At 67.1% G+C, this 19770-nt stretch carries 18 protein-coding genes; 9 read left to right on the forward strand and 9 right to left on the reverse strand.

Features of this window, described 5'->3' with window-relative positions; genetic code table 11:
• Positions 1-216: 216 nt before the first annotated feature.
• Both ACQCSU_RS10505 and ACQCSU_RS10510 read right to left on the reverse strand, forming a co-directional pair.
• A complete protein-coding gene (locus tag ACQCSU_RS10505) occupies positions 217-951 on the reverse strand; it encodes a helix-turn-helix domain-containing protein (protein ID WP_426979649.1) in 735 nt (244 codons plus the stop codon).
• Positions 952-1102: 151 nt separating this feature from the next.
• The gene (locus tag ACQCSU_RS10510; protein ID WP_426979650.1) at positions 1103-2467 is read right to left on the reverse strand and encodes an MFS transporter; all 1365 of its coding nucleotides are present in this window, start codon (positions 2465-2467) and stop codon (positions 1103-1105) included.
• 102 nt (positions 2468-2569) lie between these two features.
• Here ACQCSU_RS10510 and rraA point away from each other — a divergent pair, with 102 nt between their 5' ends.
• From rraA to ACQCSU_RS10525, 3 genes are all read left to right on the forward strand, one after another.
• Complete coding sequence (gene rraA, locus ACQCSU_RS10515; protein ID WP_426979651.1) at positions 2570-3046, forward strand: ribonuclease E activity regulator RraA; 477 nt, start codon at positions 2570-2572, stop codon at positions 3044-3046.
• Between the two features lie 165 nt (positions 3047-3211).
• Positions 3212-4873 (forward strand): MDR family MFS transporter, encoded by a 1662-nt coding sequence (locus ACQCSU_RS10520; RefSeq protein ID WP_426979652.1) that lies wholly within the window; start codon positions 3212-3214, stop codon positions 4871-4873.
• Between the two features lie 340 nt (positions 4874-5213).
• The gene (locus tag ACQCSU_RS10525) at positions 5214-6653 is read left to right on the forward strand and encodes a sugar porter family MFS transporter (RefSeq protein ID WP_426979653.1); all 1440 of its coding nucleotides are present in this window, start codon (positions 5214-5216) and stop codon (positions 6651-6653) included.
• A 76-nt stretch (positions 6654-6729) separates the two neighbouring features.
• Here ACQCSU_RS10525 and ACQCSU_RS10530 read toward each other — a convergent pair whose 3' ends face one another.
• Together ACQCSU_RS10530 and ACQCSU_RS10535 are read right to left on the reverse strand one after the other, a co-directional pair.
• Positions 6730-7719: an NAD(P)-dependent alcohol dehydrogenase gene (locus ACQCSU_RS10530; protein WP_426979654.1), complete on the reverse strand. Its 990-nt coding sequence runs from the start codon at positions 7717-7719 to the stop codon at positions 6730-6732.
• Positions 7716-8447 (reverse strand): DUF4386 domain-containing protein, encoded by a 732-nt coding sequence (locus tag ACQCSU_RS10535; protein WP_426979655.1) that lies wholly within the window; start codon positions 8445-8447, stop codon positions 7716-7718. The genes ACQCSU_RS10530 and ACQCSU_RS10535 overlap by 4 nt, the downstream gene beginning before the upstream one ends.
• Before the next feature lie 129 nt (positions 8448-8576).
• Between ACQCSU_RS10535 and ACQCSU_RS10540 the strand changes: the two genes are divergently transcribed.
• Positions 8577-9296, forward strand: a complete 720-nt coding sequence (locus ACQCSU_RS10540; protein ID WP_426979762.1) for a TetR/AcrR family transcriptional regulator — start codon at positions 8577-8579, stop codon at positions 9294-9296.
• Between the two features lie 246 nt (positions 9297-9542).
• Here ACQCSU_RS10540 and ACQCSU_RS10545 read toward each other — a convergent pair whose 3' ends face one another.
• On the reverse strand, positions 9543-10076 hold the full coding sequence (locus ACQCSU_RS10545; protein ID WP_426979656.1) for an N-acetyltransferase family protein: 534 nt from the start codon (positions 10074-10076) through the stop codon (positions 9543-9545).
• Between the two features lie 106 nt (positions 10077-10182).
• On the opposite strand from ACQCSU_RS10545, the gene ACQCSU_RS10550 reads away from it, so the two are divergent.
• A complete protein-coding gene (locus ACQCSU_RS10550; protein ID WP_426979657.1) occupies positions 10183-10350 on the forward strand; it encodes a hypothetical protein in 168 nt (55 codons plus the stop codon).
• 90 nt (positions 10351-10440) lie between these two features.
• Here the strand turns inward: ACQCSU_RS10550 and ACQCSU_RS10555 are convergent, their stop codons facing one another.
• The 3 genes from ACQCSU_RS10555 to ACQCSU_RS10565 are packed head-to-tail and all read right to left on the reverse strand — an operon-like array spanning position 10441 to position 14412.
• Positions 10441-11589 (reverse strand): mannitol-1-phosphate 5-dehydrogenase, encoded by a 1149-nt coding sequence (locus ACQCSU_RS10555; protein WP_426979658.1) that lies wholly within the window; start codon positions 11587-11589, stop codon positions 10441-10443.
• The gene (locus ACQCSU_RS10560; RefSeq protein WP_426979659.1) at positions 11589-13625 is read right to left on the reverse strand and encodes a PTS mannitol transporter subunit IICBA; all 2037 of its coding nucleotides are present in this window, start codon (positions 13623-13625) and stop codon (positions 11589-11591) included. Before ACQCSU_RS10560 ends, ACQCSU_RS10555 begins: the two co-directional genes overlap by 1 nt.
• Positions 13626-13683: 58 nt before the next feature.
• On the reverse strand, positions 13684-14412 hold the full coding sequence (locus ACQCSU_RS10565; protein ID WP_426979660.1) for a TetR/AcrR family transcriptional regulator: 729 nt from the start codon (positions 14410-14412) through the stop codon (positions 13684-13686).
• Between the two features lie 173 nt (positions 14413-14585).
• On the opposite strand from ACQCSU_RS10565, the gene ptsP reads away from it, so the two are divergent.
• The 3 genes from ptsP (at position 14586) to ACQCSU_RS10580 (ending at position 17110) form a co-directional block, all read left to right on the forward strand.
• The gene (gene ptsP / locus ACQCSU_RS10570) at positions 14586-16271 is read left to right on the forward strand and encodes a phosphoenolpyruvate--protein phosphotransferase (protein WP_426979661.1); all 1686 of its coding nucleotides are present in this window, start codon (positions 14586-14588) and stop codon (positions 16269-16271) included.
• 57 nt (positions 16272-16328) lie between these two features.
• Positions 16329-16751 (forward strand): helix-turn-helix domain-containing protein, encoded by a 423-nt coding sequence (locus tag ACQCSU_RS10575; RefSeq protein ID WP_426979662.1) that lies wholly within the window; start codon positions 16329-16331, stop codon positions 16749-16751.
• Between the two features lie 74 nt (positions 16752-16825).
• Positions 16826-17110: a hypothetical protein gene (locus tag ACQCSU_RS10580; protein ID WP_426979663.1), complete on the forward strand. Its 285-nt coding sequence runs from the start codon at positions 16826-16828 to the stop codon at positions 17108-17110.
• 13 nt (positions 17111-17123) lie between these two features.
• Here the strand turns inward: ACQCSU_RS10580 and ACQCSU_RS10585 are convergent, their stop codons facing one another.
• Positions 17124-18344, reverse strand: coding sequence for a PucR family transcriptional regulator (locus ACQCSU_RS10585; RefSeq protein ID WP_426979664.1), 1221 nt, complete (start codon positions 18342-18344; stop codon positions 17124-17126).
• Between the two features lie 257 nt (positions 18345-18601).
• On the opposite strand from ACQCSU_RS10585, the gene ald reads away from it, so the two are divergent.
• A complete protein-coding gene (gene ald / locus ACQCSU_RS10590) occupies positions 18602-19720 on the forward strand; it encodes an alanine dehydrogenase (RefSeq protein WP_426979665.1) in 1119 nt (372 codons plus the stop codon).
• Positions 19721-19770: the final 50 nt, after the last annotated feature.

Genomic DNA, 19770 nt, shown 5'->3' on the forward strand with positions numbered 1-19770 from the left:
GGAACGTCGGTAGCGGCCCAAGGATGGCGGGCCGGCGGTGAAGCTCCGGGAACTGCTGGCGGCGGGGCCGCTCCGGTTCTGCAATGGTAAGCAACGCTGCACGCCGGCAAGGTACCGGGAGACGACCGCGAAGAAATGGTGAAACGTTTCTCCGCGCGCTGCCGTGACATATTTCGCTGAGAAGTGTGACTTTTGGCCGTTACTGGTCTAGACCGGTTACGGGGCCCGGCGGGCTCGCGACAACAGGGAGCAGGCCTTCTTCAGGTCTTCCTCGGCCTCGAAGAGGGACAGGCGGCGGCAGCGGACCGACTGCACCAGGCCGGTGACGGTCTGCAGCAGCACGCGGGAAACGGCGGCGTCGCCGCTGGCTGCGGTGACGGCCTTCTCCGCCAGCGCGTCGATCTCGCGCAGCAGCCGGGTGGTGTCGGTGCCCTTCACGTAGACCACTTTGCTCAGGCACTGCTCGACGGCGGGCTGCATGAGGCGCATGTGGAAGATCTCCATCGCCACGCCGGCCAATGCCTGGGCCGGCACGCTGCCTGCTGCCGGAGCGTCTGCCCGGGTGTCGGACCGGACACCGGCCGGGGCTCCGGCGTCGGGCGTGGCGCCGGCCGGGGCGCCGGCGTCGGGCGTTTGCGCGCGCGGAGCAGTCCGCATTAGCGGGTCAGTCCGTGTCCGCGCGGGGGCCGCCGGCGCCTCCGCCGCGGCGTGCAGTTCCGCCAGTTGCTTGCGGTACAGCGCCAGGACGAGCTGGGTGGCGGAGGGAAAGTAGCGGTAGAGGGTTCCCAGCGGAACGTCGGCCTTCGCCGCGACCTCGGACAGGACCACGGAGTCGAGTCCCTTGCGGACGAATCCGGCGGCGACCTCGAGAATCCGGGTGTAGCGCAGACGCTGCCGGGGCAGTGTGGGCGGAGGGGCCATCGGTGGCAGATCTGAGTGATTTTCAGGCATCAGCAGCGTTCCGGGGGTCGTTTTTCTCGGCAGCCGCAAGGAGTTCCTCCCCAGCGCTGCCGCGGCAATTCCCGTCCACTATACGTCACCGGACCGGGCGCCCGGCCAGCCGGACCGGGCTCCCCGGCCGCAATGTGCCGGGGTTCAGGGTTCAGTCGACGCCCTTGATTTTGACCACAAAGACGGCCCCCAGGAGACCGATCACCGCGGCCGCCACGTAGAGCGAAACGTAGCCTCCCCAGAGCGTCACGAAGGGAAAGGCGATGAGCGGCGCGAGCACCTGGGGCAGCGAGTTGGCGATGTTGATGACGCCCAGGTCCTTGCCGCGGCTCAGCGCCGTGGGCAGCACCTCGGTGATCAGCGCGAAGTCCACCGCCAGGTAGCAGCCGAAGCCGATCCCCAGCACCGAGGCGCCGATCAGGGCCCCGGTCCAGGTCGGCGCGAAGGCCAGAATGAGCGAGGCCACCGCGATGATGACAGAGGAGATGATGACAAGCGGCTTCCGCCTGCCCATCCGGTCGCTCAGCGGGCCGCCGATCACGCTCGTGATGATGACCATGACCGCGTATAGGCCCGTGAGAATCAGCACACCGAATTCCGGTTCGATGCCCTGGGTTTCTTTGACGTGGACGGCGTCTTTGAGGAAGAACAACAGGTAGAGCGTGACCATGTGGTTGCCGATGTTGACCAGCAGCCTTGTCAGCCAGGCCCACGCGAAGTCCGGGTAGAGCGCCGGGGAAATCCAGAAACTCTTGGTGAAGCCGGCCACGCTGAAGGGGGGACGGGCCTGCGCGGGCAGCGGGACGTCGTCGTTCTTGAAGAAATAGAGCACGACGCCGGCGAGCAGCGCCAGCGCGCAGACGAGGTACCCGGCGGCGAAGTTTCCCGTGACGGCGGCGGCAATCACCGCGCCGATGAGGATCCCCACGGTCTGACCCATGGCGGCGAGGCCCCCCACCGTGCCGCGCTGCGGGACCGGCACACGGTCCGGGATGGCGGCCGTGATGGCGGCATAGGCGCCGTTGCAGCCGGCCTGCACGAGGCACCAGAGCAGCGTCATGACGGCGACGTTCGGCGCCCCCGCCAGCGCGATCAGGGCCGCGGCGCCGAGGACCGCCCCGAAGAGCACCCACGGCACCCGGCGGCCCAGCCGGGAGGTAGTGCGGTCGCTGAACGCACCGAACAGGGGGTTGGCCACCAGCGATACCGCGGCACCGGCGCCGGTCACAAGGGCGAGGATGGCCTCCTTGTCCCCTTCACTGAACGCCGCCGCCTGCTGGCCGAGCAGCACCTGGATCGGGCCGAAGAACGCCGCATTGATGCCGAGATTGACCAGGACCACGCCCGCGATCCAGACCGGACGGACGCGCCGCTCGGGCTCGGCGAGCGCCACCGCCGTCGCGCTTCCGGCGGGATGGCCGTTCGGGTTGCCTTTCGGGTGCCCGTTCACGTTGCCGTTGGGAGTGCCGTCGAGGGCAGGATCCGGAGCTGCTCCGGGTATATCGGACAGGCTCATGTGGTTCCCCCCGGAACTGACGACTCAGGCTGAAGATCAGTGTGGAGCCAGACTATCGTGGGGATCAAGATCCGCCGTCCTTTTCCAGTCCAAGGAGCACCAATGGCCGCACCCACCGTCAACACTGCCGACCTCTACGACGAACGGGGTGAGGAGCTCGACTCCGTGGCCCTTCAGTTCCAGTCCCTCGGTGGCCGCTCGCACTTCAGCGGCCCGGCCCGGACCATCCGCTGCTTCGAGGACAACGCCCTGGTCAAGTCGACCCTGGCCACCCCGGGCGGCGGCGCCGTCCTGGTGGTCGACGGCAGCGGCTCGCTGCGCACGGCTCTGATGGGGGACATGATCGCGGCGAGCGCCGTCACCAACGGCTGGGCCGGCGTCGTGGTCAACGGCGCCATCCGCGACCGGACCGCCATCGCGGAACTCCCGCTGGGGGTGAAGGCGTTGGGAAGCAACCCGCGCAAGAGCGCCAAGGCAGGCGCCGGGGATCTCGACGTGGAGCTGGAGATCGATGGCGTGATGATCCGGCCCGGTGCCATGATCTGGTGCGACCCGGACGGCATGCTCGTCGAACGCTGAGAACTGGGGTTGCTGAGCGCGGGCTGAAGACTGAGGCGCTGGCGGAAGCTGGGAGGTGGCCGTCATCTTTGCTGCAACGGTGGTTGCGGGAACAAAGCAGCACCTAAGATAGTTACTGAAAGCAACTTTCATGCTTGAACCCAAAAACTTCCCCCTGGAGCAGCCATGTCCAAAACCAGCTCTGCACGCTCGGCCGGAGAGGTGCTGACCCACCGTCAGACCATCACCGTCATGGTGGGCCTCATGCTCGGCATGTTCCTGTCCTCGCTGGACCAGACCATCGTGTCCACCTCGATCTACACCATCGCCAACGACCTCGACGGTCTCTCGCTGCAGGCCTGGGCCACGACGGCGTACCTCATCACGTCGACGGTGAGCACCCCGCTGTACGGCAAGCTCAGCGACATCTTCGGCCGGCGCCCGCTGTACCTCGCCGCGATCCTGATCTTCCTCGCCGGTTCGCTGTACGCCGGATCCGTCCACTCGATGACCGAACTCGCCATCGCCCGCGGCATCCAGGGCATGGGCGCCGGCGGCCTGCTGGCCCTCGCCCTGACCATCATCGGCGACATCGTGGCCCTGAAGGACCGGGCCAAATACCAGGGCTACTTCATGTCCGTGTTCGGCATCTCCTCGGTGCTGGGCCCGGTGGTGGGCGGTGCCTTCGCCGGTTCCGCGAACATCCTGGGCTTCGACGGCTGGCGCTGGGTGTTCTTCATCAACCTGCCCATCGGCCTCGCCGCCCTGGCCGTGGTGTTCCTGTACCTGCACCTGCCGGCCAAGCACGTGAAGCAGAAGATCGATTACTGGGGCGCCGCTGCCATCACGCTGGCGATCGTGCCGCTGCTGCTGGTGGCCGAGCAGGGCCGCAGCTGGGGCTGGACCTCCGTGAACTCCCTGCTCTGCATCGGCCTGGGCGTTCTGGGCATCGTGGCGTTCCTGCTCGCTGAAAAACGCGCCGGCGACTACGCCCTGATCCCGCTCCGGCTGTTCCAGAACCGCACCTTCGGCCTGTCCTCGCTGCTGAACTTCATCATCGGCATCGGGATGTTCGGGGCCATCGCGATGCTGCCGATGTACCTGCAGCTGGTCAAGGGCCTCACCCCCACCGAGGCCGGCCTGATGATGATCACCTTCACGGTGGGCATCCTGACAGGTTCCATCACGGCGGGCCGGACCATCTCGGCGTCGGGCACCTACCGGGTCTTCCCGATCCTGGGCACGGCCATCCTGACCGGAGCCGCCGCAGTCATGGGCCTATCGCTCGGCGTGGACACCCCGCTCTGGGTCCCGGGCGCCATCGCGGTGTTCTTCGGCCTGGGCCTGGGCTTCTGCATGCAGCCGCTCACCCTGGCCATGCAGGTCTCGGTGCCCGCGAAGGACATGGGAGTGGGCACGTCCTCGGCGGCGTTCTTCCGCTCCATGGGCGGCGCCGTGGGCACGGCCGTGTTCATCTCCATGCTGTTCAGCATGGCCGCGGACAAGGTCGCCAGCGGCATGAAGGACGCCATGCAGAACGCTGACTTCCTCAAGGTCCTGAAGGACCCCGCCGTGGCCGCCGACGCAGCCAACGCCCCGCTCTACGCCTTCTTCAAGAACGGCGCGAGCAACGATTCGCTCAATGACACGAGCTGGCTGCACGCGGCGAACCCCACCCTGACCCGGCCCATCACCGAGGGCTTCGCCCAGTCGATCGACGCCGTCATGCTCACCGCCGCGGTCCTCACCGGCGTCGCGTTCCTGATCAGCTTCGCCCTGCCGAACAAGAAGCTCACGGACCCGAAGGCCGCGGCGAAGGCCGGCGCCGAGTCCGTGGCCGCGCACTAGGGCGGTTCCCTACCCAAGTCACGTCACGGCAGGCAGTCTTTTGGACTGCCTGCCGTTGCGCACCCCCGGAAATCCGGGCCGCCACGGTTCAGCGCCGGGTGAAAGTCTCCGTGATGTGACGGCTCACCAGAAACGTTAGAAACGTACGACGGCGGGTGGCCCCCGCAGCGGCGACGCTCACCAGACGCAGGGCTCGCCGTCGTCGCCCTTGTCCGGAAATGAAGTGGAACCGCCGGCGGTGACGTGCCACACTGTTTAGCGCGTGTGCGCCGGCCAGCAGGGCCGACTTCCGACGACGACGTCCGCACAGCACAAACCCAACCCACCCCCAGGGAGCCCCATGTCCATCGCCAAGGAGCAAACCACCGCCAAGATCCCCCAGCGGGTGGTGTGGCTTGCGCTTGCCGGTGCCGTGGGCGGCTTCCTCTTCGGATTCGACTCCTCGGTGGTGAACGGTGCCGTTGATGCCATCAAGGACGAATTTGCGCTGAGTGAAGCGGTCACCGGCTTCGCCGTGGCCATTGCACTGCTCGGCTGCGCGGCGGGGGCCTACCTGGCCGGCAATGTCGCCGACCGCTACGGCCGGATCCCCGCGATGAAGATCGGCGCGCTGCTGTTCCTCATCAGCGCCATCGGCACCGGCTTCGCCTTCGGCGTCTGGGACCTGATTTTCTGGCGCCTGGTCGGCGGGCTGGGCATCGGCCTGGCCTCCGTGATCGCCCCGGCGTACATCTCTGAGATCTCGCCCCGCCACGTCCGCGGACGTCTGGCCTCCCTGCAGCAGCTGGCCATCACCTCCGGTATCTTCGCCGCTCTCCTCTCCGACGCCCTGTTCGCGAACTCGGCCGGCGGCGCGGACCAGAACCTCTGGTTCGGCATGGAGGCGTGGCGCTGGATGTTCATGGCCGCGGCCGTCCCCGCCGTCGTCTACGGCTGGATCGCCCACACGCTGCCCGAATCACCGCGTTTCCTGGTCTTCCAGGGCAAGGACGAGGAGGCCCTGAAGGTCTTCAAGTCGATCGCCCCGAACGAGGACACGGACCGCCACCTGCGCGATATCAAAAATGCCATCGACGAGGACAAGCTCGCGGGCCAGAAGGGCTCCCTGCGCGGTAAGGCCCTCGGCCTGCAGCCGGTGGTCTGGATCGGCATCATCCTGTCCGTGCTGCAGCAGTTCGTCGGCATCAACGTGATCTTCTACTACTCCACGACGCTGTGGAAGGCCGTGGGCTTCCAGGAAAAGGATTCGCTCACCATCTCCGTGGCCACCGCCGTCACCAATATTTTGGTGACGCTCGTGGCGATCGCCCTGGTGGACCGGATCGGCCGCCGTCCCATCATGCTGGCAGGCTCCATCGGCATGGCCCTCTCGCTGGGCACCATGGCGCTGGCCTTCAGCTCCGCCACCGGATCCGGGGACGCGATCTCCCTGCCCGGCGCCTGGGGCCCGGCCGCGCTGGTCGCCGCCAACGTCTTCGTCATCAGCTTCGGAGCCTCCTGGGGCCCGCTCGTCTGGGTTCTCCTCGGCGAGATCTTCCCGTCCCGCATCCGCGCCCGCGCCCTGGGCCTCGCCGCAGCCGCACAGTGGATCGCCAACTTCGCCATCACCCTGAGCTTCCCGGTGATGGCCGCCGCCTCCCTCCCGCTGACCTACGCCATGTACGCACTGTTCGCGGCGGCGTCGTTCTTCTTCGTGATGTTCAAGGTGCCGGAGACCAACGGCATGTCCCTGGAGCAGGCCGATACCCTGTTCGTCCCGAAGGGCTCCGCCAGGTCCTGACCTTTCCACGACCTCCCGAGCCACCCCTGAAGCGACAATTAGCGCCCATGTTCCTGCGGAGCATGGGCGTTTTCCGTCAGCGTTTTATTGCGCCGGCTGCAACCCTGATGACGACGTTGCCCCTCTTGCGTCCCGCGTCGACAAAGCGATGGGCTTCGACGATGTCGGAAAGCTCGTAGGTCCGGTCGATGACAGCCTGGTACTGGCCCGCTTCCGCGAGGCTGACGAGGAATGCCAAGTCTTCAGCGGTGTACTTGATGTTGCCCGCGGTGACCAGTTTTCCGCTTCGCCGGCTCCGGCCGGACGCGAGAAGGATCGCCCTGAGGTCGGCGATGACGAGCAGCAGAGCCCCGCACCGGTTGATGGACGATTCGACCCGCTCGAAAGTGGCGTTGCCGACACAGTCCATGATCACGTCGTAGGTCTGTGTCCCGGCGGTGAAGTCCTCTGTGGCGTAGTCGATCACCCGTTCTGCGCCCAGTGACGTAACCAGGTCCCGGTTGGCGTCGCTGCATACCGCGGTGACGCGCGCACCCAGGTGTTTGGCGAGCTGTACCGCAGCCGTACCCACGGCACCGGAGGCCCCGTTGACGAGGACGGTGCCGCCGGGCCTGATGGCTGCTCTGGTCAGGAATCCGTGTGCCGTGAGTCCGCCGAAAACCAGTGTCACGGCCTGCTCGAAGCCCATGTTGCGGGGTTTGGACGTGATGGCCCCGTCCTGCGGAACCGACACGTACTCGGCATGGCCGCCGAACCTGGCGCCGAGCATCGCGACCACCTCATCGCCTGGCGTGAATGCGCTCACGCCCGGGCCCACGGCCTCTACTACGCCGGCAACATCCATTCCGAGGACACGGGTCCGGGGCCTGAAGATGCCGAGGGCCAGTGCGGCCAACACCTGAAGTCCTTTGGGAACGCTGCGGCTGCGGGCGCGGCGGTCTGCGGCGCTGAGCGTGCTGGCATGGACCTTGATGAGCACTTCACCGGGGCGCGGTGCGGGTTTGGGGGTCTCCTCGATGCGGACGACCTCCGGAGGGCCGAACTGCCGGTAGGTGGCGGCCCTCATCGTGAAACTCCTGCGACGACGGCGGTACCGGCCCGCGGGGTGCTGATCCCGGCTAGAGCCGAGGGGGAGAAACCTTTCAGAATGAGCCAGATTGCGAGGGAGACCTCCCAGGCGAACACCGGAAGCGCCACCAGGAACCCAAAGGTGGAGAGCTGTTCGTATGCTCCGAACATCACGGCGATTGCCGAGACGGAGACCAGCGTGCCACCGACGAGGCCCAGCACGGCGATGGTGCGGGGCACGAGGCGGGACGTAAACATCAGGGTCGCCAGCAGCAATGTGGCGGTTCCCAGCGCGAAGTTCGGCCCGAACAGGAAGGTCCACTCATGGATGGCCAGGAGTGACCTTCCGACGGTGACGAGCGTGGCTGCATCGGCGTCGGCCGTACCGGCCAGATCCTGTTTCAGAGTCACGACGGTGAGGAGGCTGATGATGCCGACAACGATGACGGCGGCCTCAAGGAGGCGGGCGCCCAGATAGCCCAGGGCGAAGGACTCATTGTGCCGCCTGACGACCGGGTACACCGCAACCGCCGTCCCGACGTTGGAGATGGCCAGGATCACTTCGAAGAATGCACCCAGCAGCACGTTGGTGTCGTTGCCCGTGCTGACGATGTAGTCAGTCCCTGTCAGCAGAGGACCGTAGAGGATCATGCCGGCGATTGCGCCGATCTCGGTGAGGAGGAAGAACACGCCGGTGACGACGGCGGCTCGCCTTGTTGCTTTCATGGGAAACTCCTTAGTTCGCGCCTGAGGTGTACGACGTACACCTAGTGAATATGACACTAAGGTGTATGACGTACACCTGTCAATGGCGTAGATTGGAATCGACGGGAAGTGGGGAAATTGGCTCAGCAGATTGAAGTGGGACGGCGAGTGCGCCTGAACCGGGACCGGGTGCTGCGGGCAGCCGTCTTGCTCGCCGACGAGGTGGGTATCGGCCCGCTCAGCATGCGCAGGCTCGCCCAGGAACTCGACGTCGTACCGATGGCGCTCTACAAGCACGTAGCCAATAAGGAAGAACTTCTCGATGGCATGGTTGAAGTCATCGTCGGCGAGATCGATCCGGCAGTCGGCGGTACAGACTGGAGGAGCGCAGTCCGGCTTAGAGTGCTCTCGGCGAGGTTCATGCTCCAGCGCCACAAATGGGCCCGTCAGGTCCTCGAGACCCGCACCAATCAGACCCCTGCCGTACTTGAGTACATGGACTCGTTCATTGGCATGTTCCTGGCCGGCGGCGTCTCGGTCGATCTCACACACCACGTCATGCATGCCATCGGGAGCCGGATGTGGGGGTTTACGCAGGAACTGTTCGATTCGACAGCCAGTCCGGACGGTGAAGCTCAGGCTGAGATGCCGCCGGATGTGCAGGCCGTCAGGTTCCAGCAGATGTCCGCGCTGTATCCGAACATTCTGCAGATTGCCACGGCCGCCAGGCACGACGATGACTCGGTCGTCGGACACGGCTGCGATGACCAGTTTGAGTTCGAGTTCACTCTCGATCTCCTTCTGGACGGATTCGAGCGACTCCACAGGCAGGCCTGGACGTCGAAGCACGCGAGGCCGGAGCGGGGATAGCCTGTGGTTCCCAGTCTCACGCCTGGAAAACGGTGCGGACTATATCTGCTAGGAGAAGCGATTGAGATGCCGCAAGATGTGCTCCGCGGCCTGATCCGGCGCATGTTCGGGAATCCAGTGGCTGATCCCGCTGAGTACTCCGAGTTGGTAGGGTCCGCTGACGAAGCGTTCGGTTGCTCGTGCCCCGTACTCCCCGAGCGCCCGGTCGAAGATGCCCGAGCCGCCGGGGTCCAAGGGCCAAGGTGCTCAGAGGACCAGCTTCATCCCCTCATGGCTTGCCGTGAAGCCCAGCCGCTCGTAGAACCGGTGGGCGCCCGTGCGGGATTTGTCCGTGGTGAGCTGCATCAGGGAACAGTCGCGGCGCCGGGATTCGTCGATGGCCCACTGCACCATCGCGGCGCCCACGCCGTGGCTCCGCAGCTCCCCCGCAACCCGGACGGCCTCCAGCTGGGCGCGCCACGAGCCCTGCCGGGACAGCCCCGGCAGGAAGCTGAGCTGGAACGTGGCGGCCACGCGGCTGCCGGTCCCGTCCCCGGGCGTCCACTCCCCCACCATCAGCAGGTGGGCCGGATCGGCGTCGATCGCCTCGAACGCGGCCACGTACGGCGTGAGATCGGACGGGTCCTCGCGTCCCGACCCCAAGCGGTCATCCGCCAGCAGCCGGAGAATGGCCGGCAGGTCCTCCCGTTCCGCGGTGCGGAGGCGGAACGTTCCGCCGTCGGCGTCCACGAGCGGGCCGAATGCTAGCAGGGCGGGCCGGTCACTTGAATTTGAAGTCACCTGACCAGCCTGCCATGACGGCCTGGCGAACGACGGCGACGCCCCCAATCTCTTCGGCCGCCTCTCCACCCGCAAGGTCCCGCAGAACGCCCTATTCCTCACCTGCTTGCTGCCCACCCAGCCGGACACCCTCACCGCGCTGCTGGTCACGCCGATCTGGTTCGCCATCCTGGGCGGAGCCTACGCCGTGGTCCGCAAGTCCCCGCTGCACCAGGCCCGCGTGGCCGAGTCGAAGACCATGGCAAAGGCGGAAACCGTGACCGCGTCCTCGTGAAGCGAGCGACTGGCTGGACGACGCACGACGCCGACGCCGGAACTCGGGTGAGTTCCGGCGTCGGCGGCGTGTTCGTCGTTCGGGGAATGCTTAGACGTTTGCCTTGGCTTCCTCCACCAAGGCAGACACTGCCGGGAAGAGCGGGTGGTTCGGCTCCAGCCCGGTGATCTTTTCCGTTGCCTCCTCCGGCGAGGAGACGGCGAGGATCTTCGCCAGCTCCACCGCCTCGGCGTCGGCCGGATCGGTGAAGCGCAGGGCCGCGGCGATCGCACCGAGCAGGGCCTCCGGGACGATCCCGCGTTCGGCCAGCTCGGCCGCCGGGCCGATGAAGCGTTCATGCCGGCCGAGCTTGCGCAACGGCGCCCGGCCCACCCGGTTCACGGTGTCCGGCAGGTGCGGGTTGGAGAAGCGGCCCAGGATCTTCTGGACGTAGGCCTCCTGCTCGTCACGGTTGAAGCCGTGCTTGGCCACCAGCAGCTCTTTGGTCTCGTCCAGGACCGCGCGCACATCCGCGGCGACATCCTGATCGGCCATGGCCTCGGATATCTTCTCGAGGCCGGCCTCGAAGCCGAAGTAGGCTGCCGCGGCGTGTCCAGTGTTCACCGTGAACAGCTTCCGCTCGATGTACGGCTCGAGGTTGTCCACAAAGGTCGCACCCGGAATCACCGGCTCCTTGCCCGCGAACGGGGTCCGGTCGATGACCCATTCGTAGAACGTCTCCACGGTGACGTCCAGGCCCTGCCCTGCCTCCTGGTTGGGCACGATCCGGTCCACCGCCGTGTTCGCGAACACGGCGGCGGCGTCCAGGGAACCACATGCCGGATCCCACTGGGCCGCCACTTCGTCCTTGAGGATGTCCGTGGCGTTGATGGCGTTTTCACACGCCATCACCTGCAGCGGGGCCAGTCCTGCCGGCCGGGCGGCGATCCCCTTGGCGATCACGGGGGCCACGAACTTGAGGATGTGCGGCCCCACCGCGGTGGTGACGACATCCGCCGTCGCGATCTCCGCGATGACGTCCGCCTCCTGGCTGCTGGAGTTCAGCGCACGGAAGTTCTCCACGGTGCGGACGGTGGGGTGCTCCCCCACCTCGTGGACCTGGTAGCTGTCCGCGGCGGCCAGCTGGGTGATCAGGGCGTCCGCAACATCCGCGAACACCACGTCATACCCCGCCTCGTGCAGCAGCAGGCCCACGAATCCGCGCCCGATGTTTCCGGCTCCGAAATGAACAGCCTTCACTAGGAATTGACCTTTCCGAACAGGTCCAGGACTTCCTCGACCGTGGTGGCCGCCTCAAGCTGCGCCACCTGCGCCTTGTTGGTGAAGACCTTGGCGATCGAGGACAGGATGTGCAGGTGTTCATTGTTGATGCCTGCGACGCCGACCACGAACTTCACTTCCTTGCCGTTCCAGTCGATGCCGTCCGGGTAGCGGACCACGGAGACCGCGGACTTCATGATGTGGTCCTTGGCGGCGTTGGTGCCGTGCGGGATGGCGAGGTAGCTGCCCATGTAGGTGGACACGGATTCCTCGCGTTCGTGCATGGCGTCCAGGTAGCCGGTATCGACGGCGCCGCGGTCCAGCAGGAGCCGGCCGGCCTCGTCGATGGCGGCGTCGCGGCTGGTTGCCGTGCCGTTGAGGACCACGCTTTCGGCCACCAGGATCCCGGCGGGGCCGGCCTCGGCTTCCGGCCGGTCTTCCGTGCCGGTGGCCGCCGCGGTTTCTGCGGCGGCGTCCGATGCAGAGGCTGCGGCGACGTGTGCGCCGTGGCCTGCTTCCGCCGATTCCGTGTTGCTGCTCTTGACCAGCTCCACGATCTCGTCGTACCGCGGGCTGTTCATGAAGTTGTCCACGGACACGTGCACGGCGCTGCCGGTCACGGGCTTGGCCCGCTCGGTCAGGTCCTGGTGCGTGATGACGACGTCATACGTGTCATTGAGGTTGGCGATCGCGGAGTTGGTGACCAAGACGTCCGGGAAACCGGCCGCCCTGATCTTGTTCCGCAGCACCGAGGCGCCCATCGCGCTGGAGCCCATTCCGGCGTCGCACGCAAAGACGATGTTCTTGATGGGTCCGGCCATGACGGCGGTGCCTCCGGCGCCCACGAGGGTCGAGGAAACGGAGCTCTTCTTGCCCTTCATGGCTTCCATCCGGGACGTGGCGGCGCCGAGGCTGTCCTCCTCGGTCTCGCCCACGGGGGTCTTGCTGGACTTCAGGATCACCGAGGCGATCAGGAAGGACACTGTTGCGGCGAGCACGACCGCCAGGATCACGCCGATGTAGCTGTCACGGGATGTCTGGGCGAGCACCGCGAAGATGGAGCCCGGAGCCGCCGGCGCCACGAGTCCGGCGTTGGTGACGGACAGTGTCGCGACCCCCGTCATGCCGCCACCGATCGCGGCGAGGATGAGGATTGGCTTCATCAGCACGTAGGGGAAGTAGATCTCGTGGATGCCGCCGAAGAACTGGATAAGGGCGGCTCCGGGCGCCGATGCCTTGGCCAGGCCCTTGCCGAAGAACATGTAGGCGAGCAGAATGCCGATGCCCGGGCCGGGATTAGCCTCGAGAAGGAACAGGATGGACTTGCCCTGCGCAAGCGACTGCTGGATGCCCAGCGGGGTCAGCACGCCGTGGTTGATGGCGTTGTTCAGGAACAGCACCTTGGCAGGTTCAATGAAGATGCTGGTCAGTGGCAGGAGGCCGTTGTTGACCAGGAACTGGACCACGTTGCCCGCGGCCGTGCTGAAGGCCTGGACCAGCGGGGAGATGCCGTAGAAGCCGAGCATGGCCAGCAGGGCGCCCCAGATGCCGGCGGAGAAGTTGTTCACCAGCATCTCGAAGCCGGGCCGGATCTTCCCCTCCCAGATCGAATCGATCTTTTTCATGGTCCAGCCGCCGAGGGGACCCATGATCATGGCGCCGATGAACATCGGGATGCCGGCGCCGACGATGACGCCCATGGTGCCGATGGCGCCAACGACGCCGCCCCGGTGGCCGTAGACCATCTTGCCGCCAGTGAAGGCAATCAGGAGCGGCAGCAGGTACGTGATCATGGGGCCGACGAGGCCCACATTCGGCGCCCCCGCGGCGTTGGTGCCGAAGCCGCCAAGTTGGGGAACGGGTATCCAGCCCTTCTCGATGAAGAGGGCGGTGATGAGGCCCCAGGCGATGAACGCTCCGATGTTGGGCATGATCATTCCGGACAGGAACGTCCCGAACTTCTGGACGCCCACCCGCACGCTGGTACGGGGTTTCGCAACTGTCTCTGTTGCCATGTGATTTCCTAACCGTGATTCCTGCTGCTCCGCAGGATGATCCGATGATTTCGACGAGCTAGCTCGTGGAGCTGGTGGAGATTCGGTGGAGCCATTCGAGGAACAGCTTGAGTTCCGAGCTGGAGAGCTGGTCCGAGTGCGACGACTGGAGAGCTGCGTTCAATGCGATGGCCGCCACGACCACTGACGATTTCCCTGAATCTTCAGGGCCGTTGTCCCGGGCCTGTTCCGTGGAAACCGCAAAGATCATGGCGTCGCGGGTCATGGCGGACAGCTCGAGGTTCCGCTCGGGCGCTTTTTCCGCGATCAGCATGAGCGTCACGCCCACGTTGGCCGCCAGGATGCTCCTGGCCGCTTCCCGGGGCGGAACGTTGAGTTGGCCGGCGACGGCGGCCTTGGTCAGCAGCTCCTCCATGAGCGCCTCGGCATCGGCGACGATGACCGGGCGGCTCTCAGGGCGGATATTGCCGAACATGACCAGGTACAGTTCCGGCTGCTTGAGGCCGAACTGCACGTGCTTGTCCCACATCCGCCGGATATCCTCCAGCGGCTGTCCGGACGGGGCGAAGTCGCGTTCGTCCGCCACGTACTCTTCAAAACCGGCCGCCACGACGGCGTCGAACAGCCCTTCCTTGTCACCGAAGTGGTGGTAAAGGGTGGGGGCCGTCACCCCCGCCAGCTTGGTGATCTGGCGGGTGGAGACCGCCGCCCCGGCGGAGTTGGCCAGCAGCTCGGCGGCTGCACGAAGCAGCCGTGTTTTGGGGGGAAGCTGGCCATCGAAACTCATAACCGCTACCCTAGCACCTATAGCAACGCTATATGAAGTGCATCACATACAATTTTTTCAGGTGCCGCGATCCCGGGGTTGACGTAGCCGTCGGCCGCTTGCGCGGAGGATTCGCCGGATCAGCGGCGGCACTTGGACCGGCCCCCGGCCACGGCAGAGAATGAGGACCTTCAGTGCAGAACTTCCCAGGCGTAGGCGTCAGCCCCGGCCGCATCATCGGCACCATCCGCCAGATGCCCAAACCGATCAGCGAACCCCCGGCCGGCGAGCAACTGCCGGCCGGTGTCACGGCGGAAGCGGCCACGGCGGCGCTGAAGGCCGCGGCCAGGGCGGTCCACGACGAGCTCAAGGCCCGGTCCGTGACCGTCAGCGGCGACGGGAAGGCGGTCTTGGAGGCCACCGCACTGATGGCCACGGACACCATGCTGTTGAAGAGTGCCGCCAAGCTGATCGGCCGCGGCACCTCCGGCCAGCGGGCCATCTGGGAGGCCGGCGCCTCGGTCTCGGAAATGCTGCACAACCTGGGCGGCTACATGGCCGAGCGCGCCACTGACGTCCTGGACGTCCGCGCCCGGATCGTGGCGGAACTGCGCGGCGTGCCCGCCCCGGGCATCCCCACCTCAACTTCCCCGTTCATCCTCATCGCCGAGGACCTGGCGCCCGCGGACACCGCCACCCTGGACCCGGAGAAGGTCCTGGCGCTGCTTACGGCCGGCGGCGGTCCGCAGTCCCACACCGCCATCATTGCCCGCTCGCTCGGCCTGCCCGCCGTCGTGGCGGCGACCGGCGTCGACCAGCTCCCGGACGGCACGGAGGTCTATGTCGACGGCGCCGCCGGCCTCATCACCGTCGATCCGGACGAATCCCAGCGCGCCGCCGCCGCACACTGGGCCGCCACCGCCTCGCTGCTGGCGGACTTTGACGGCACGGGCGCGACGGCGGACGGTCACCTCGTGCCGCTCCTCGCGAACGTCGGCGGGGCCAAGGACGCCGTGGCCGCCGCCAAGCTGAATGCCCAGGGCGTGGGCCTGTTCCGGACCGAGTTCTGCTTCCTGGAACGCGACACAGAGCCCACCGTGGACGAGCAGGCTGCCGCCTACAAGGGCGTCTTCGATGCCTTCCCCGGCAAGAAGGTGGTGCTCCGGACGCTCGACGCCGGAGCGGACAAGCCCCTGCCCTTCCTGACCGACGCCACCGAGCCCAACCCTGCCCTGGGTGTCCGCGGCTACCGGACCGACTTCACCACGCCGGGCGTGCTGGAGCGCCAGCTGCAGGCCATCGCCCGGGCAGAGCAGGAATCCGGGGCGGACGTCTGGGTGATGGCGCCGATGATTTCGACGGCGGAGGAGGCCGCCCGTTTCGCCGCCCTGTGCACCGAGGCCGGGATCAAGACCCCCGGCGTCATGGTGGAGGTCCCCTCCGCTGCCCTCACGGCCGAGGCCATCCTCCGGGAAGTTGGCTTCGCCAGCCTGGGCACCAACGACCTCACCCAGTACGCCATGGCCGCGGACCGCCAGCTCGGTCCGCTCGCGGCCCTGAACACCCCCTGGCAGCCCGCCGTGCTCCGGCTGGTCGGCCTGACGGTCGAAGGCTCTGCCGCGGAGGGCCACAACAAGCCGGTGGGAGTCTGCGGCGAGGCCGCAGCGGACCCGGCCCTCGCCGTCGTCCTCACCGGGCTCGGCGTCTCCACGCTGTCCATGACGGCGCGTTCGCTCGCGGCTGTGGCCGCCGTGCTCAAGACCGTCACCCTCGCCGAAGCGCAGGAGCTTGCCAAGCTGGCGCTCTCGGCGCCGAGCGCCACCAAGGCGCGGGCCTGGGTCCGGGAGAAGCTGCCGGTGCTGGAGGAGCTGGGGCTGTAGCACCGCGGTCAGGCGGAGGCGGTGTGAGCCTCCACCCGGGGCGCTAGGATGCACTCCATGGCACTGATAGCTCCCCGGGTAACGGCCGGCCTTCCGGCCGAGGACGCGCAGAAACTCAAGTACGCCCTGAACGGCAGCCACGACATCACGGTGTTCGTGGACGGCACCGTGCACCGGCTGCCGCCGGAGGCGCGGGACGCCGTCGTCGATCTGCTGGGCAGGTTCAGCCGGGGCGAGGCGGTCACGGTCAGCAGCGTCGAGGAAATGCTCACCACCTCGAAGGCGGCGGAGCTCGCCGGCATCTCGCACACGTACCTGCGGAACATGACGGACCGGGGCGAGATCCCGGTGGAATACCGCGGCACGCACCGCCGGATCAGGCTGGCGGACATCATGGCCTGGCTCGAAACGCAGAAGAAGAACAGTACTGCCGACGGAGCCGCCGGCCCCGAGCATGACGGCGCCGCGGATGCTTCGTGAAGCCGTGATAAGGATCAAGCAACGATCACGGCCCTGCGCGGAAACGCGGAGAAGGCCGGGGTTACGCTTGAATCGTGGGTAAGTTCAGAGGGTGGCACATCGTGGCCGGCATAGCCGCCATGGTGCTCACCGGCATCCTCGGAACCGCGATGGGGCTGAACAACACGGCCACCTTCATGTCCAGTTGTGTCGCGTTCGTGGCAGTCTCCATGTGGATGGACAGCAGGATTTCGCGCCGCCGGCGGGAAACAGCGCGAGAGACAGCGCGGGAGGCGGCGCGCCGCGACGCCGCCCGCCAGTCCGGAGCCGAGCTGACCCTGGACCCCGACAGCCACAAACAGGACGGCCTGGGTCACTAGATCCAACTGCCAGCTAGATCCTGGGCCGCCCGGCCCAGCGCCGCGCCTTGAGCGCCGCATGGAGTTCCAGGCGCACCATCCCCTTGAGCGGATCCACACCCAGGAGCTGGCGGATCCGGCCCAGCCGGTTGTAGATGCTGCTCCGGTGCAGGTGCAGCTTGTTGGCCACTTCCTGGACCGAGCCGTCATTGTCGTAGAACAGCTCGAGCACGGGCAGCAGTTCGCCGTTCCGGTCGTGGTCCTCCAGGATGCGGAAATAGACCGAGCCGGAATCCGCCCAGGCCCCGGCGCCCCCGCCGGCCGAGGCCAGCAGCTGGTAGAGGCCGGTGGCGCGAGAGTCGACCAGTTCGCCCAGCTGGGGGTCCACCGCCGCGGCCTGCGCTGCCTGCCGGGACTGCCGGTAGGCCTCGGCCAGCTCCCGCGGTTTCGCGAAGCCCTCGGAAGTGCCCAGGATGATCCGGCGGACGGGACGGCCGGAACGTTTGGCCAGTTCCAGCTGGTAGTGGACCAGGACCTGGGCGTGGTCGGCCCGGCCGGTGGATTCCTTGAAGAGGACCGCGGCGTGCGTTTCAGTGCCTGCACTGAACAGGGCCGCATCCACGCCGATCGTGGCCTGCAGCGCGGCGGAGCGGTGGATCAGGGTGGCGGCGATCGGGTCCGAACCCTCGGCCCAGCCGTCGGCGTCGAGCACGGTCACCAGCTGCCATGGTCCGCGCCCCTGCACCTCCTTCCAGCCAGCCACGGCCGCTACGGCGTTGGCCTCGCCCCGGCAGGCGGCCAGGAACTCCTGCTCGCGGCGGCGGCGGAACTCTGATTCGGCGGTGTTGGAATCCAGCAACAGGGCGGACAGCTGCTCCACTTCGCGGGCCACCTCCGGCAAGTGGGCGAGGACCGACGTCGCATTGGGCTCTTCGGCGTCCAGCTGGACCCACAGGTATCCCACCCGGAATCCACGCACCAGCAGGGGCACACAGACCCGGCCCAGCATGCCCAGCTCCTCGTTCGCCGGCACGACGACGGGCCGCACCGCCGTCGCGATCCCGTGCGAGAGCTGCCAGGCGCTGACGTCCACCGGCACCCGCTTGCTGAGCAGGAAGTTCACCCGGACCCGGTCTGCGTGCGATTGGTTGGAGCTGTAGGCGAGCAGGAGCCCGTCGAGGTCTTCGAGCGAGAGGCCGCGGCCCAGCCTGAGCGCCACCTGTTCCACGAGCTGTTCCACGTCCGGCTGCTGCATGCTGCCAGACTACTGCCGGTCGCCGCCGCGGAGCGAAAGCCACGACGCTTCCGCTGCGAGCGGACAGCAGGCGACACCTGACGCTTAGTGGTTCGACAAATGTCTATCCGACGAATTCCGGAACCCCGGAAATCCGCGGGCGGACCACGACGGCGGGTATCCGGGCGTGTCACCTGCCTCACAGCAGGATTTATTCTGGAAGTACGACTTCCCCGCACACCCAGGCCAATAAGGCCGTCAGCACTGGAGCCAAAAAAATGATCATCGGTGTCCCCAAAGAGATCAAGAACAACGAATTCCGCGTCGCCATCACCGCTGCCGGCGTCAACGAGTTCCGCACCCACGGCCACTCGGTCCTGGTGGAGCGCGGCGCAGGCCTGGGCTCGGGCATCACGGACGAGGAATACGCCATCGCCGGCGCCGAGATCGTCGCCGAAGCCGACGACGTCTGGGCCCGCGCCGACATGGTCATGAAGGTAAAGGAGCCGGTCAAGGCCGAATACCACCGCTTCCGCAAGGGCCTGATCCTCTTCACCTACCTGCACCTGGCCGCCGAGCCGGAACTGACGCAGGAACTCATCAACAGCGGCGTCACCGCCATCGCCTACGAGACCGTCCAGGAGGGCCGTACGCTGCCGCTGCTGGCCCCGATGTCCGAGGTGGCCGGCCGCCTGTCCGTCCAGGTCGGCGCGACCTCGCTGATGGCTCCGGCCGGGGGCAAGGGTGTGCTGCTCGGCGGCGTCCCGGGCGTTCGCCCGGCCAAGGTGGTTGTCCTGGGCGCCGGAGTCGCCGGCACCAACGCCGCCGCGATGGCGCTGGGACTCGGCGCCGACGTCACCATCCTGGACATCAACATCAACCGCCTGCGCGAACTGGATGCCCAGTACCAGGGCCGCCTGAAGACGGTCGCCTCCAACGCCTACGAGATCGAGAAGTCCGTGGTCGACGCCGACCTCGTGATCGGCTCCGTGCTGATCCCGGGCGCCAAGGCCCCCAAGCTCGTCACGAATGAACTCGTCTCCCGGATGAAGCCCGGCTCCGTGCTGGTGGACATCGCGGTGGACCAGGGCGGCTGCTTCGAGGACACGCACCCCACCACGCACCAGGAGCCGACGTACAAGGTCCACAACACGATCTTCTACTGCGTTGCCAACATGCCCGGCGCCGTCCCGAACACGTCCACCTACGCCCTGACCAACGTCACCCTGCGCTACGCCGTGTCGCTGGCCAACCTGGGCGTCAAGGCCGCCTTCGAGCGCGACGCAGCCCTGGCCGCCGGCCTGAACATCGCCGGCGGCAAGGTGGCGCACCGCTCGGTCTCCGAGGCGCACAACCTGCCCCTCGTGACCGACTGGCACCAGCTGGTCTCCGCGTAAGCTGACCGCTAGACACCGCATCGACTGCTCCGCTACCGCCCTTTGGACAC

It is taken from the genome of Pseudarthrobacter sp. O4 (assembly GCF_050157025.1).
GTDB lineage: Bacteria > Actinomycetota > Actinomycetes > Actinomycetales > Micrococcaceae > Arthrobacter.